The 13,029-nt window shown below is 49.0% G+C and carries 16 protein-coding genes; 14 read left to right on the forward strand and 2 right to left on the reverse strand.

Annotation, left to right across the window (positions count from 1 at the left end):
* The first annotated feature begins 513 nt into the window (after positions 1 to 513).
* From BUC22_RS13340 to BUC22_RS13345, 3 genes are all read left to right on the forward strand, one after another.
* Positions 514 to 897 (forward strand): DUF3795 domain-containing protein, encoded by a 384-nt coding sequence (locus BUC22_RS13340; protein ID WP_013379165.1) that lies wholly within the window; start codon positions 514 to 516, stop codon positions 895 to 897.
* 122 nt (positions 898 to 1,019) lie between these two features.
* A complete protein-coding gene (locus BUC22_RS21910) occupies positions 1,020 to 1,196 on the forward strand; it encodes a hypothetical protein (protein WP_013379166.1) in 177 nt (58 codons plus the stop codon).
* A 16-nt stretch (positions 1,197 to 1,212) separates the two neighbouring features.
* Entirely contained in the window at positions 1,213 to 1,494 is a 282-nt protein-coding gene (locus tag BUC22_RS13345; RefSeq protein WP_013379167.1) for a hypothetical protein, read from the forward strand.
* A gap of 129 nt (positions 1,495 to 1,623) precedes the next feature.
* Here the strand turns inward: BUC22_RS13345 and BUC22_RS13350 are convergent, their stop codons facing one another.
* Positions 1,624 to 2,142, reverse strand: a complete 519-nt coding sequence (locus BUC22_RS13350) for a methyltransferase family protein (RefSeq protein WP_013379168.1) — start codon at positions 2,140 to 2,142, stop codon at positions 1,624 to 1,626.
* Between the two features lies 1 nt (position 2,143).
* Positions 2,144 to 3,283 carry an aldo/keto reductase gene (locus BUC22_RS13355; RefSeq protein WP_013379169.1) on the reverse strand — a complete coding sequence of 380 codons (1,140 nt, stop codon included), beginning with the start codon at positions 3,281 to 3,283 and terminating at the stop codon, positions 2,144 to 2,146.
* Between the two features lie 137 nt (positions 3,284 to 3,420).
* On the opposite strand from BUC22_RS13355, the gene BUC22_RS13360 reads away from it, so the two are divergent.
* The 11 genes from BUC22_RS13360 to BUC22_RS13410 all read left to right on the forward strand — a co-directional run bounded on the left by BUC22_RS13360 (position 3,421) and on the right by BUC22_RS13410 (position 13,022).
* Positions 3,421 to 4,335, forward strand: coding sequence for a bifunctional enoyl-CoA hydratase/phosphate acetyltransferase (locus BUC22_RS13360; RefSeq protein WP_013379170.1), 915 nt, complete (start codon positions 3,421 to 3,423; stop codon positions 4,333 to 4,335).
* Between the two features lie 290 nt (positions 4,336 to 4,625).
* On the forward strand, positions 4,626 to 5,717 hold the full coding sequence (locus BUC22_RS13365) for a metallophosphoesterase family protein (RefSeq protein WP_013379172.1): 1,092 nt from the start codon (positions 4,626 to 4,628) through the stop codon (positions 5,715 to 5,717).
* Positions 5,714 to 8,113 carry an ATP-binding protein gene (locus BUC22_RS13370; protein WP_073383092.1) on the forward strand — a complete coding sequence of 800 codons (2,400 nt, stop codon included), beginning with the start codon at positions 5,714 to 5,716 and terminating at the stop codon, positions 8,111 to 8,113. The genes BUC22_RS13365 and BUC22_RS13370 overlap by 4 nt, the downstream gene beginning before the upstream one ends.
* A 24-nt stretch (positions 8,114 to 8,137) precedes the next feature.
* Positions 8,138 to 8,497 (forward strand): hypothetical protein, encoded by a 360-nt coding sequence (locus tag BUC22_RS13375; RefSeq protein ID WP_013379174.1) that lies wholly within the window; start codon positions 8,138 to 8,140, stop codon positions 8,495 to 8,497.
* A complete protein-coding gene (locus BUC22_RS13380; protein WP_013379175.1) occupies positions 8,487 to 8,903 on the forward strand; it encodes an ATP-binding protein in 417 nt (138 codons plus the stop codon). The genes BUC22_RS13375 and BUC22_RS13380 overlap by 11 nt, the downstream gene beginning before the upstream one ends.
* A gap of 24 nt (positions 8,904 to 8,927) precedes the next feature.
* Positions 8,928 to 10,286, forward strand: a complete 1,359-nt coding sequence (locus tag BUC22_RS13385; RefSeq protein ID WP_013379176.1) for a [Fe-Fe] hydrogenase large subunit C-terminal domain-containing protein — start codon at positions 8,928 to 8,930, stop codon at positions 10,284 to 10,286.
* Positions 10,283 to 10,615, forward strand: a complete 333-nt coding sequence (locus BUC22_RS13390) for a DRTGG domain-containing protein (protein WP_013379177.1) — start codon at positions 10,283 to 10,285, stop codon at positions 10,613 to 10,615. Before BUC22_RS13385 ends, BUC22_RS13390 begins: the two co-directional genes overlap by 4 nt.
* 2 nt (positions 10,616 to 10,617) lie before the next feature.
* A complete protein-coding gene (locus BUC22_RS13395; protein WP_013379178.1) occupies positions 10,618 to 11,340 on the forward strand; it encodes a PHP domain-containing protein in 723 nt (240 codons plus the stop codon).
* 249 nt (positions 11,341 to 11,589) lie between these two features.
* Positions 11,590 to 12,060: an NADH-quinone oxidoreductase subunit NuoE gene (nuoE, locus tag BUC22_RS13400; RefSeq protein WP_013379179.1), complete on the forward strand. Its 471-nt coding sequence runs from the start codon at positions 11,590 to 11,592 to the stop codon at positions 12,058 to 12,060.
* Between the two features lie 13 nt (positions 12,061 to 12,073).
* Entirely contained in the window at positions 12,074 to 12,622 is a 549-nt protein-coding gene (locus tag BUC22_RS13405) for an ATP-binding protein (protein ID WP_013379180.1), read from the forward strand.
* A gap of 1 nt (position 12,623) precedes the next feature.
* Entirely contained in the window at positions 12,624 to 13,022 is a 399-nt protein-coding gene (locus BUC22_RS13410) for a (2Fe-2S) ferredoxin domain-containing protein (protein WP_013379181.1), read from the forward strand.
* The last annotated feature ends 7 nt before the right edge of the window (positions 13,023 to 13,029 follow it).

The raw sequence follows: 13,029 nt of genomic DNA on the forward strand, positions 1-13,029 counted from the left end.
CAGGACACTTTTTTCTTCCTTAGGTAAAAGGCTCCGTCTCTTGAATTTTTTGACACGCTGAAGGGCGTCACGAAACCTTACGTCCCGGGAAAACCAACCCGTATCGCCGCGATACGGGTTGGTTGGATTATAAGGATTTGTAGCTGAACCGCCAGAACAATGTTGTTTGACGGTATTATGATATACTAAAAGCATTATAACGATAGATGGAGATGTGAAGATGCCAAAAATCAAACCGAGCTCCGATTGGGGCGTTGAAGAATACAAACGCCTTGTTGGAAAAAACGGCGGCATTCATTTTGATTTTTGAGTCTGAGAAAAGAAAGTGGAAGCATAAAAAGAGGCTTCCCTTTTCCGTAAAAATGTTTGTTGAGAAGCTTCCCAAGCCCTCTACCAATTTTCTGAATAGGTGCTCATACGATGCTTACATAATGTAGAAAAGCAATGTGGAATATGATACAATTTGAGTATCAGAGAGGTAACGTTTTTTGAAGAACAGGAGGGATTATTTCAATGAATGAAAATTCAATAGCATATTGTGGTTTAGTGTGCAGCTTTTGCTTTCCTGACGGAAAATGCAGTTGTAAATCGGAAAATAGTTGCGGGAAGAGATTATCTCCACAAGGATGTTATCAGTATAATTGCTGCACGGCAAAAGGTATAAAAGGCTGTTGGGAATGTTCGGATTCTCCTTGCGATAAAGATATGCTTGCACCTGACAAAATCAAAATGCGGGCATTTATTCAGTGTATCAAAGAAGATGGCATTCAAAAGTTTATCAGTTACCTGGAGCGAAACGAAAAAGATGGAATCGTATATCACCGATCAGGGGTTATGGGTGACTATGATTTGTTAAATGAAAAGGAAGTTTTGAGTTTGCTCAGACGAATAAAATGAAAACATAATACAATGGAAGCAGCAGAGCCAGCCGCTTTTTGTCAACAATAACAGAAGCGGCAAAGACCCCATTCTACAAGGATTTCACTGTTTTTGTTTAAAGGCTTACGAGAAGATATAAGATGATTTTCGTCTGTCAAATCAATAAAAAAGCAAGGGAAATAGCTGAAACGACATCGTTATCTGAAGATACTGGCAAACAGTGGAAGAAAAATGAAAAGAAAATTATTAAGGCGCTGGATAAAGGCCTCGATGATCCTGAAAATGGCCGCACCATGCCGTACGAAGAACTGATGTAGCAGATCCGAAAGCAAATTGAGCGCCACGACCTGTAAAATTGTGGAAACCATTGAGGCAGGCAGAGATGTTGAAAATTTTGTGATGTATATGATGGAGGCTTTTAAAAGTAAAAAGGCGGTCATTGATTTTTTAAAAGATTATGACAAATCTGTAGAATCGTTAAAAACCCTTCCTTTTGGTTATCGCAGTGTAAGTTTTGAGTACCGTAGGTATGAAATTCGCTTAAAGTCTTTTAAATCTTACAATATATTTTTTACAGTTGATATAGAGAATGGATTATTATTCTGCGTGTTTTAAAGGACCGGCAGGATTGGCAGACGATACTGTTTCAAAATACAGATTATCATTTATAAAAAAACAAAGACACAACCAAAAGTTACGTCCTCAGAAAAACCAACCCGTATCGCCGCGATACGGGTTGGTTTTTTACAGATAACGCCGGACTTTTTTCATATACTGGCGGTACGCGTCTCCAAACTGCGCGAGACACCAGCGCTCCTCTGAACGGATAATGAAATGGGAAGAAGCCTCGAAAATAAGGACAAAGCCAAGCAGCAGCCAGGAGTGGGTGAGCAGCGCGCAGCCAAGAAAGAAAATGAAATACGCCACATACATGGGGTTGCGGGACAGCCGGTAAAGGCCATTCTGATTGATACCGCTTTCCGACGGGGACGCAAAATTGATGACGGACACAACGAGCAGGATAAGACCTGTGGCATAGACAACAGCGCCGGTGTAAAACAGTGGTGCCGGCGCCGCTGTGATTTTCAGAAAGAACAGGTAAAGAAAAATGGCGGCGTTAGAGGCTTGGTAAATCCAATAGGCTGCTTTTTCCTTGCCTATGAGCGGCGCAAAATAGGCGGCCCGGGCCACAGCGCCTTTACCCAGCAGGGCCAAAAGCCCAAACCGGATAAAGAGAAAGGGGAGCAGCAATAAAAATCCCATTTTAACCCTCATCCATCAAAAAGGCATGGGCTTCCGTAAGCAGTGCCCGGATTTCAAGGTTCTGGGGGCAGTGCTCCTCACACTGGCCGCAGCCTGTGCACTGGTCGGCCTTGAACTTGTTCTTGATATTGGTCCGGTATTTCTTCCTGGAGGCGGCCACGTCGCCGTACATAAAGGCTTCATTATAATATTTGAAAATGGAGGGGATCGGGATGATCTGCGGGCAGCCGTTACAGTAGCGGCAGCCCGTGCAGTCTGCCCTCATTCGGCTTCTGTAAAAGCTTCGGAGCTTTTGGATCATCTCCTTTTCGTCCTCTGTCAGGCAGCCAGTAGTGTATTTTCCGGCGGTGGCGATGTTTTCCTGTACCTGGCGGAGGTCCGACATTCCGCTGAGCACACAGGTGACCTCCGGCATATTGTACAAATATTTAAACCCAAGCTCCGGCGGGGTGAGGCTGGTGTCAAAGCCCTGCCAGAGCCTTTCCAGATCGCCCTCTGGCTTTGCAGCCAGCTGGCCGCCGCGCAGGGGTTCCATGATCATGACCCCCATGCCGCGCTCATGGGCGGCCTTCAGGCCAGCGAGTCCCGCCTGAAAGTTTTCGTCCATGTAATTGAGCTGAATCTGGACAAAATCAAAGGGGTAAGCGTCTAGAATTGGTTCGAATTCTGCGCCCAGGTCGTGGAAGGAGAACCCGAGATAGCGCACCTTTCCAGAGGTTTTGGCCCGGTTCATAAAATCGATAATACCGAGCTCAAGAAGCTTTTTGAAGCGATAGCCATCCAGCGCGTGGAGCAGATAGAAATCAATGTGGCTGGTTTGAAGGCGCTTTAGCTGCTCATCCAGGTATCGGTCGGAATCGGCCGGGTCGTGGCACTGCCAGCAGGGGAGCTTGGTGGCAAGCTGTACTTTGTCCCGCTGCCCGGTCTCAGCCAGGAATTTTCCTAGAAAAGGCTCGCTGGCCTGCTTGTGATAGGGCCAAGCGGTGTCAAAATAATTGACGCCGGCGTCGATGGCGGTCTGAAGGCATTGGCCGGCTGCCTTTTCGTCAATGAGCTTTTCATTGTTGTATTTAATGGGAAAACGCATGGTGCCAAAGCCCAGCTGGGAGAGTTTGAGTTCTTTAAATGGTCGGTATTGCATTTTTCGCTCCTTCGTTTTATTTTTTTTGCGTCTTTTTTACTTTTTCGCTTAAAATTGGGTATAGATTACATTATAACATGACTCTTCAATTTTTACATCGAAAGACATTACATATCGAATGAAAGCGAGGTTTTACAATGTACCGTTTTGATGAAATAAAAGATCGGCTGACCGAGATGGCCAGAGTGCGTAAAAAGGTGGTTTCAGTTGCAGCCGCAGGGGATAAGGTGGTTCTGGAGACCATAAAGATCATGAATGACCACGGCTTTGGCCGGGCGATTCTGGTGGGCGACGCCGATAAGATCAAGCAATATGCCAAGGAGGTTGGCTGTGACCTCAGTGAAAACACCATTGTGGACGAAAAGGATGAAAAGCGCGCCGCGGCGCTGGCAGTAGCCAGGGTAAGAGACGGTGAGGCCGATATTTTGATGAAGGGGCTTCTTCAGACCAAAACCTATTTGCAGGCGATTTTGAACCGTGACCACGGGCTGCGGACCGGCAAGCTCTTAAACGCGGTAACCGCCTTTGAAGCGCCGCACCTGGACCGGATGATTCTGGCAACAGACTGCGGCATGATCGTGGAGCCGGGCCTGAAGGATAAAATCGAGATGATCGGCAATGCTACCCGGCTGGCAAACGCACTGGGCTGCCGCCACCCCAAGGTATCTTGCGTGAGCGCAGTGGAAACCGTCAATGATAATATGCCTGACGGCATCGATGCGGCCATCCTGTCAAAAATGAATGAGCGCGGCCAGATTAAAGGCTGTGTGATCGACGGCCCCCTGTCCATGGACCTTTCTATCTCCGAGCATTCTGTCAAACATAAGGGCGTTATCAGCCCGGTGGCCGGACACGCGGATATCCTGCTCATGCCGAATCTGCAGGCAGGCAATATTTTCTGGAAAACCATGACCTACATGGCCGGTGCCCAGAGCGGCGCGGTCATCATGGGAACATCCAAGCCCGCAGTGCTCACCTCAAGAGCCGACTCCGCCGACGCGAAGGTCAATTCCATGGCCCTGGCAATGATGCTGGGAACCCTGTATGACTAAACGGCTTGTCAGGGTCAGAGCACAGCGGCCGTCAGCCATGTTGCTTTGAGCATCAACAGCCTTTTCTGAGTCTCCCCGACCGGGAGACTTTTTTAAATATAAAATAAAGTGGCGGTTGCGCCAAAGGCCAGTCTAAGGAAATAGCGTTGAAATTTGCCTTTAAAGCCGCTTTATTTTATAATAGTAAAGAATAACATCGGAAACCTGGGCAATTTTGAACTTTTTCGTTTTCAATTGCCTTGTATCATGATATAATTTAAGAACAAATATTCGCATTGGAGGCAACTTAGATGAAGGTATCTTTCATACATACAGGTGATTTGCACATGGGCCGCCAGTTCCATTTTAACCGGCGTGGAGACATATACGGGAAGAATAAACGGCTGGACCTCTGGGAGACCTTTGAAAAAATACTCAACACCGCAGAAAAGAACCAGATCGACCTGCTGCTGATCGCCGGGGATCTTTTCGACTCCGATGAAGTGGACATTATGGAAATTGAGCGGGTGGCAGAAAAGTTCTCACGCCTCACCACCACCCGGGTGGTCATCTGCGCGGGCAACCATGACTGCTACAGCAGCCTGTCCCTTTTCGGCCTGGTGGACTGGCCGGACAACGTGACCTTGTTTAAAACCGGCAAGCTGGAATCTGTCTATTTTCCAGACCTTAAAACCGAAGTTTACGGCATGTCCTGGGTGAAAAAGGCCTATACCGACCTGCCCTTTCCGCGGGGGATCGCCGTTAATCCGGAGTGTAACAATATTCTGATGCTCCACGGCGACGCCTACAGCCGGCAGACCGATTACCTGCCCATTGACGTATCGGACTTTTCCAATTTTGATTATGTGGCCCTGGGCCATATCCACAAGCCTGAGTATCTGAGTGAAACCGCCGCCTACTGCGGCAGCCCCGAGGGGCTGAGCTTTGGCGAGAGCGGCGACCACGGCGTCATTGTCGGCAAGATTGACGCGCACAAATGTGTCAGTGAATTTGTACCCATCCAGAAGCGCCGCTACGTGGACTTGGAATTTGAGGTAACACCTGAGATGAGCTTTGATACGATCAAGGAACAGATACTCGCCTGCGATACAGAGGAAAACCGGATGAAGAACTACTACCGGGTCACCTTGAAGGGCTATGTGGATCCGGAGGTTTCTGTGGACTGGCTTAAGGATGAATTACAGCCGTCCTTTTACTATTTTGAACTGAACGACAAGGCGCTCGAAGTCGACTTGGACATCGACCTGCTGCTCAAGGAAAACAGGGACAACATGATCGGTAAATTTATACAGGAGATGCTTCTTGAGGAAGTGTCCCCCATCACTAAAAAGGCCTTGTACTACGGTCTGGAAGGGATCTTAAAGGAAAAGGTAATTCTATGAAAATAAAAACACTGATACTGACATCTTTTGGAAAATTCAAAGACCGGGTCATCGAGGTTGACGATGGGTTTAACCTGGTCTATGGTGAAAATGAGGCGGGTAAATCCACAGTACAGCACTTCATTGAGGGAATGCTGTTCGGTTTTTACAAACCCTACCGCAAAAAGCGGACCTACTCCGAGGATTTTGAGCGCTTTAAGCCCTGGGGCAGCGATACCTATTGCGGCGCCATGGTCATGGAGCAGGACGACGGCCGGGAAATCCGGATTGAGCGCGATTTTCTGAAAAAACAGGACGGGGTAAAGATCTATGACAATGTCACCGGGGAGGATATCACCGCCCTTTATCCCTACGATAATGTCACCCGGCAGAATCTGCCGCTGGGCGATCTGAAGGTCAACTCCGTGGTGTACAACAACACTGTGAACATCAAGCAGATGGCCTCCGCCTCCGACGCCGACCTGGCAAAGGAAGTGAACGACCGCCTCATTGAGCTGGGAACCGCCCAGAAGGAAGAGGTCTCGCTCAACCGTGTCATGGGTTATCTTGAGAACAAGAAAAAATCCATTGGCAACTACGGGCAGAGCAAGTCCAACTATGGGATGGCGGTGCGGGAGCTTAAGGATCTGGAGCGGGCACTGGACGAAGGCGAGCGCGTCTACAACGTGATCCAGAAAAACCAGAAGCGCATCCAGCAGTATAAGAAAAAAATTGAGGCAGCCCAGAGCAAGTGCCGGAACCAGTCCGAAAAAACACAGGCCAAGACCCGTGAGGAGCTTAAAAACATGCGGGAAAAAGTCCGCCAGATCAAGAGCGAGGGCGAGGCGCTCAGCAGCCGCCTGGCAGAGCTTGAGAAATACGGGGACTTTGATACTCGGACCTACGGACGTCTTAAAATTTTACAGAGCAATCTGGAGGGAGCAGAAGAACGCATCAAGACCCTGTCCCGGGAGATTGAAACGCTTGAGGGTAAATGCCGGGATATCACCGGCCGGTGCAACCGCATCAAGCGCAGCCTGAAAGGGCTGAGCCGCAACGAGGTACAGATGGATTATCAGAAGTACCAGTACGCGCTGGAAAACCCCAGTGTGATCGAGCGGGAGCAGGAGCATATTGAGGTGCAGGTCTCAACCCTGAACCGGGTATCTAACGGCATGCTTATCCTGCTCATGGTGCTGGGCGCCATTCTGGTGCTGGTCACCGCCATTAATCCGGGGAACTTCCTTGCCGGCGCAGTGCTGGTGTTTGTGAACTTTCTGGGGTGGTTTTTAGGACTAGGCGGCGCGGCCCTGATGATCTATAAAATGAAATCACCGGGCGGGCTGGAGCCGGAAACCGCAGAGGACGGGCAGGAGGAATACGACGAGGTGCCGCTGACTGCTGTGGAAGCCATTTTACAGAAATATGGCAAAAACACACGGGAGGAATACGAAGCCTTTGTTGACAAGGCCGAAGAAATCTTTAACCGGCTTGACAAACTGACCATGGACGAGAATGTGTTCCTCACCCAGGTAGAGAACAAGAAAAAAGAGCTGGAAGAGGTTACCCACAACCAGATAAGCTTTGAAACGGAGCTGAGCGAAGAGCTTGAAAAGGCGGGGGTAGAAAACATCGAAGCCTACAACGAAGGCTGCCAGTATAAAAACGAGCTGGAAAAGGTCCGGGCAGAGCTCGCGGCCAACAAGCGCCTGTACGATGAGCTGGGCGGCGGCAACATGATCAAGGTAGACCTCGACGCCGGGGAGGATGACAATCCTGTCATCATGGTGGCGCCGGACGGTGAGAAGATCCGTGCCCGCGAAGCGCTGCTGGCCTTTAACCAGGAAGTTTCCAGGCTTCAGGGTGAAAACAGCATGCTCATCAGCAGTGTGAGCAATCCGGTGGAAACCCGGGAAAAAATCGAAACCCTTAAAAATCAGATCAGTGAATATGAGGAAGACCTCAGGGCCTGTGATATGGCGCTTGAGATTTTCGGCCGGCTCTCCAAGGAAACGCATTACGATTCCGCGCCGGTGCTCAATGATAAAATCGGCGATGTGCTGTACAGCATTACCCGCAAATATAAGGAAGTCAAAATTGACGACAAGCTTCAGGTAAAGGTCGTGAGCCCGGAAAACGGCGATCTGCTGGATATCGAAAAGCTGAGCGGCGGCACCATCGACCAGATTTACTTTGCGCTGCGCTTTGGCGTGGGCAATATGCTTGAATTTGACAAATCCCTGCCTTTTGTGCTGGACGACCCGTTTGTGCAGTACGATCTGGCGAGAAAAACCGAAGCGGTACGCTTTCTCTGGAACATCAGCAAGGGGCAGCAGGTCCTGCTGTTTACCTGCAGCGGCGATGAAAAACGGATTCTGGACCACAATGAGTTTTGCTACAGTGGTATCATATTATAAGTAATTTTTGAGGGGAGAACAAAAATGAAGTTACGGGAAGTCAAGGAACTACTGAATGCACGGGTTTTAACAGGAGAAGAACATCTGGATGAGGATGTCTATGTGGCCTGCGGCTGCGACCTCATGAGCGATGTGCTGCGGTATGCCAAGGAGGACGGCATACTGCTCACCGGGCTTGTGAACAAACAGGTTTTTAACACAGTGGACATGGCGAACATGCACAGCATTGTTTTTGTCAGAAGCAAGGTGCCAGGTGAGGAACTGCTGGAAATGGCCGAGGATATTGACATGCTGATCATGACCACCGATTATCCGCTGTTTGAATCCTGCGGAATCTTATACCACAACGGACTTAAGGGGGCAATACCGAAAAATGAGCTATGAAATGGTATTTGATGTAGAAAAGGGAGATTTTGAAAAAGCCGGCGAGGCTTCGCGCAAAATAAAGCGGAGCCTCCAGCAGCTCGGCATCAGCAGCAAGGTGATCCGCCATATCGCCATTGCCGGATACGAGGGTGAGATGAATATCGCCATCCATTCCGACGGCGGGCAGATCATTTTAGAGGTAGATGAAAACGCTGTAACCCTGCGTCTGGAGGACGTAGGGCCAGGAATACCCAATGTGGATCTGGCGATGACAGAGGGATGGTCAACCGCCAGTGACAAGGTCCGGGAAATGGGCTTTGGCGCAGGGATGGGTCTGCCGAATATGGAAAAAAATGCAGATGACTTTGAGATACATTCAAAGGTAGGAGAAGGAACAAAAATAAAGATGTATTTCAAATTGTAAAATCTGGGGGATGAGGTGAAACTGATGGATAAATTAATGCATTCGGTGTATCTGGATAAAGACAAGTGCCTGGGGTGCACGACCTGTCTGAGATCCTGCCCGACCGGCGCCATCCGTGTGCGCGAGGGCAAGGCCAAAATCATCGAGTCAAAGTGCATTGACTGCGGCGAGTGTATCCGGGTCTGCCCGCACCACGCGAAAATGGCAAAAACCGATCCGCTCTCCAAAATCAAAGATTATAAGTACACGGTCGCCATTCCGGCGCCGACACTGCTGGGGCAGTTTAAGATGAAATACTCCATCGACCGCATTTTATCAGCGCTCAAATCACTGGGCTTTGATGAAATTGTGGAGGTGGCCTTTGGCGCTGAGATCATCGGCCGGGCCATCAAGTATGAGTTTACAGCCAAGCACTATCCCAAGCCGATGATTTCGTCGGCCTGTCCGGCGGTGGCAAAGCTGATCCAGGTGCGCTTTCCGGAGCTTACAGGCAACATTAACCGGCTGAAGGCGCCCATGGGGCTGACCGCGAGGATTACGCGAAAACGTTTGATTGAGAGTAAAAACCTCAAGAGTGAGGATATCGGTATCTTTTTTATAACCCCCTGTGCCGCCAAGGCCACAGAGGTGAGCAATCCGCTGCCGAGCGACGACCTGTTTTCAACCATTGACGGCGCCATTGCCATCAAGGATATTTACGCGCCGCTGATGGGCGCGATGAAAACCGTCGAGGTGGAGGATGGGATTCATAATTCATCGGCTGAGGGCTTCAGCTGGGCAGTGTCCGGTGGGGAGAGCAGCTATTTGAAGAACAAAAAAGTACTGCATGTGGACGGGATCTCCAATGTCATCAAGGTGCTTGAGGAGATTGAGAATGGCAAGCTTGACAACATCGACTTTTTCGAGGGGCTCGCCTGTATCGGGGGCTGCGTTGGCGGCTGCCTGACCGTAGAGAATAATTTTGTGGCTAAAATGTACATTGAGGAAAGGGCCAAGCTGGAGCGCATGGATTCCCATAAGCACCTGGAGGAAGCCTATATCAAAAACCTGTACAACACCGGCATGATGCATCAGAAGGAAAAGCTGGTGCCGCGCGGGCCCAAGCCTCTTGACGAGGATATGGGGGAGGCCATCAAAAAAATGCACGCCATCGAGGAACTGGAGGCCAAGCTTCCGGGGCTGGACTGCGGCTCCTGCGGCGCGCCGGGCTGCCGGGCGCTGGCCGAGGACATCGTCATGGGCAATGCCCGTGAGATCGACTGTGTCTTTGTGCTGAAGGACCGTGTTCTGGAGCTTTCAAAGCTCACCAGTGAATTGCTTCAAGTGGGACATCCCATGAAGAATAAAAATGAAAACAATGAGGAAACCGAGGAGGAAAAATGAAAGTAAAAGAACTGCTGGCGGACGCACGCTTTGCCTGCGCCAACAACACTGTATCCCTGGACCGTGAGATTGAGAGCGGTTATGTGGGCGACCTGCTGAGCTGGGTGATGGCCAACGCGGACAACAACTGTGCTTGGGTAACCATCCAGACGCACATGAACATCATCGCTGTGGCCACACTTTTAGAAATGGCCTGTATTATTATTCCCGAGGGCGCGGAAATTGAAGAAGATACCCTGGCAAAGGCCACGGAGGAAAATATTCCGATCATTACCACTGAAATGAACGCCTATCAGGTCTGTACCTTCCTGGGAGAAAAAGGCATCTGAAAATGAGCACAGTTGCCATTGATCTGCATATGCACTCTGTTCTGTCACCCTGCGGCGATCTGGGGATGACCCCCAATAACATCGTGGGCATGGCTCTGCTGAAAGAGGTTGACTACATTGCGCTGACAGATCATAATACCGCTAAAAATCTGCCCGCCCTTTTTGAAGTGGCAAAGGGCGAGGGCCTGTGCGTGCTGCCGGGCATCGAGGTAACCACCAGGGAGGAAGCCCATATTCTGGCGTATTTTGACACGCTGGAGGGAGCTATGGAGCTGGACGCCATCTTGTATGAGCACCTGCCGGATATCCCCAATAAACCGGATTATTTTGGCCCACAGTACATTCTGGACGCTGAGGATGAGATAACCGGCGAGGTGGACAAGCTGCTGATCTCAGCAACCGATATCGGCATCGACGAGCTTGCGGAAACCGTTAAGCCGCTGGGCGGGATTATCGTACCAGCCCACATCGACAGGAAATCCTACAGTATTATGGTATCACTGGGGTTTATTCCGCCGGATCTGCCGGTAAAGACTGTGGAGCTGTCCAAGGCAACGACTGTGGAGGAAGCAAAAAAGAAGTTTCGTTTTTTCAGAGAATACCAGTTTATTCACGGCTCCGACGCCCATCAGCTGGAGGACATGGCCGAGCGTGAATATTTCATTGATCTGCCGGATTTAAGAAAATCCACTTTAATTGAATATTTGGGCGGAGCAGCGAAATAAAGATAAAAATTTGCCATTTTTGAAGCGTCTGAAAAAAACAGTTCTGTATTTTCAACGTCAAAAATGGGTAAGAGTAATATTTTAACTTGTATATACTGGTATTTTCTTGTTTGAACGTGTTCTTAAGCCCGTTCTTAAGGTAAAAGATTACATTTAAAAATGTTAAGTAAAAAAGTAAGACTGTGATATAATAGAATAGTAAAAATTGAGCAATAAATGAGGATTGCGAAATCAAGAGGAGGATTTAAGTTGGCTGAATTAGTACCTATTGACAATTTGGATGTTGTAAAGGAAATCGTTGCTGAACACCGTGACGTTCCAGGCTGTCTGATGCAGATTCTGCAGGAAACACAGGAAAAATACGGTTATCTGCCCATCGAGCTGCAGCAGACCATTGCAGACGAACTCGATATTCCTTTAACAGAAGTGTATGGGGTAGCAACATTTTACTCCCAGTTTACCTTAAAGCCAAAGGGCAAGTACAAAATTGGCGTTTGTTTGGGGACAGCGTGCTATGTAAAAGGCTCTCAGGCTATTCTGGACAAGGTTACCGATACCCTTGGTCTGGCTGTTGGCGACACCACAGAGGACGGTAAGTTCTCGGTCGATGCAACGCGTTGTGTAGGCGCCTGCGGTCTGGCTCCGGTTATGAGCATCAATGAAGATGTTTACGGACGCTTAAGTGTAAACGAAGTTAAAGACATTCTCGAAAAATACTGATTAGGGCTTAACGATGAAAGAGTTATCGCTGCATATACTGGACATCACACAGAATTCTATTCGGGCGGGCGCAAGTCTGGTAAAGTTAACCATTAATGAAAACGTAGACGATAATCTGCTGGAGATTATCATTGAGGATAATGGTAAGGGGATACCAGCCGATAAGCTGCCAAGCATTACCGATCCTTTTGTAACAACGCGGACCACAAGGCGTGTAGGCCTTGGGCTTTCGCTGTTTAAGGATGCGGCCGAAGGCTGTGACGGCCGGTTTGAGATCCAGTCAGAGGAAAATGTAGGAACGCGGGTTTACGCGTCCTTCGCCTATGACCACATCGACCGGATGCCGCTGGGAAATATGCCCGACAGTGTCATCACCATGCTCATGTCCTTTGGGGAGGCTGAGCTTGTATATGTACAGAGGTATAACGAGCGCGAATTTGTATTTGACTCAAGAGAGGTCAAAGAGATTCTCGGGGAAGACAGCCTCATGAATGATCCGGACGTTTTAAACTGGATAAGGGGCTATGTTGAAGAAGGACTCGAAGAAATTACGGAGGAGTAAAATGAAGAAATCCTTAGAAGAATTAAAAGCGATCAGAAGTAAAAAACTTGAAGAAATTAATCTGAGAAAAGGCAAAGATGGCTACCGTGTGGTTGTTGGGATGGCAACCTGTGGGATCGCCGCCGGCGCCAGACCTGTTATGGTCAAATTAATGGAAGAAGTGGAAGCCCAGGGCTTAAAGGACGTTACCGTTGCCCAGACTGGCTGTATTGGTGTTTGCCGTCTTGAACCCATTGTCGAAGTTTACAACCCGGAAGGTGAAAAGGTTACCTATGTCAAGATGACACCGGAAAAAGTACAGCGCATTGTGGACGAACATTTGAAGAACGGCAAAGTAGTGGAAGAATACACCATGACCATCGTTGACGGAAAAGTCATCGAACCCGTCAAACAGGCATAAGGAGGAA

Origin of the sequence: Eubacterium callanderi, assembly GCF_900142645.1 — a bacterium.
Taxonomy (GTDB): domain Bacteria; phylum Bacillota; class Clostridia; order Eubacteriales; family Eubacteriaceae; genus Eubacterium; species Eubacterium callanderi.

Coding starts and splice junctions, on each gene's coding strand:
- BUC22_RS13395 (WP_013379178.1), top strand. CDS start 10,618: ATGAGCACAGTTGCCATTGATCTGCATATGCACTCTGTTCTGTCACCC.
- BUC22_RS13350 (WP_013379168.1), bottom strand. CDS start 2,142: ATGGGATTTTTATTGCTGCTCCCCTTTCTCTTTATCCGGTTTGGGCTT.
- BUC22_RS13370 (WP_073383092.1), top strand. CDS start 5,714: ATGAAAATAAAAACACTGATACTGACATCTTTTGGAAAATTCAAAGAC.
- BUC22_RS13405 (WP_013379180.1), top strand. CDS start 12,074: ATGAAAGAGTTATCGCTGCATATACTGGACATCACACAGAATTCTATT.
- BUC22_RS13365 (WP_013379172.1), top strand. CDS start 4,626: ATGAAGGTATCTTTCATACATACAGGTGATTTGCACATGGGCCGCCAG.
- BUC22_RS21910 (WP_013379166.1), top strand. CDS start 1,020: ATGATTTTCGTCTGTCAAATCAATAAAAAAGCAAGGGAAATAGCTGAA.
- BUC22_RS13385 (WP_013379176.1), top strand. CDS start 8,928: ATGGATAAATTAATGCATTCGGTGTATCTGGATAAAGACAAGTGCCTG.
- BUC22_RS13410 (WP_013379181.1), top strand. CDS start 12,624: ATGAAGAAATCCTTAGAAGAATTAAAAGCGATCAGAAGTAAAAAACTT.
- BUC22_RS13380 (WP_013379175.1), top strand. CDS start 8,487: ATGAGCTATGAAATGGTATTTGATGTAGAAAAGGGAGATTTTGAAAAA.
- BUC22_RS13340 (WP_013379165.1), top strand. CDS start 514: ATGAATGAAAATTCAATAGCATATTGTGGTTTAGTGTGCAGCTTTTGC.
- BUC22_RS13355 (WP_013379169.1), bottom strand. CDS start 3,283: ATGCAATACCGACCATTTAAAGAACTCAAACTCTCCCAGCTGGGCTTT.
- BUC22_RS13390 (WP_013379177.1), top strand. CDS start 10,283: ATGAAAGTAAAAGAACTGCTGGCGGACGCACGCTTTGCCTGCGCCAAC.
- BUC22_RS13360 (WP_013379170.1), top strand. CDS start 3,421: ATGTACCGTTTTGATGAAATAAAAGATCGGCTGACCGAGATGGCCAGA.
- BUC22_RS13375 (WP_013379174.1), top strand. CDS start 8,138: ATGAAGTTACGGGAAGTCAAGGAACTACTGAATGCACGGGTTTTAACA.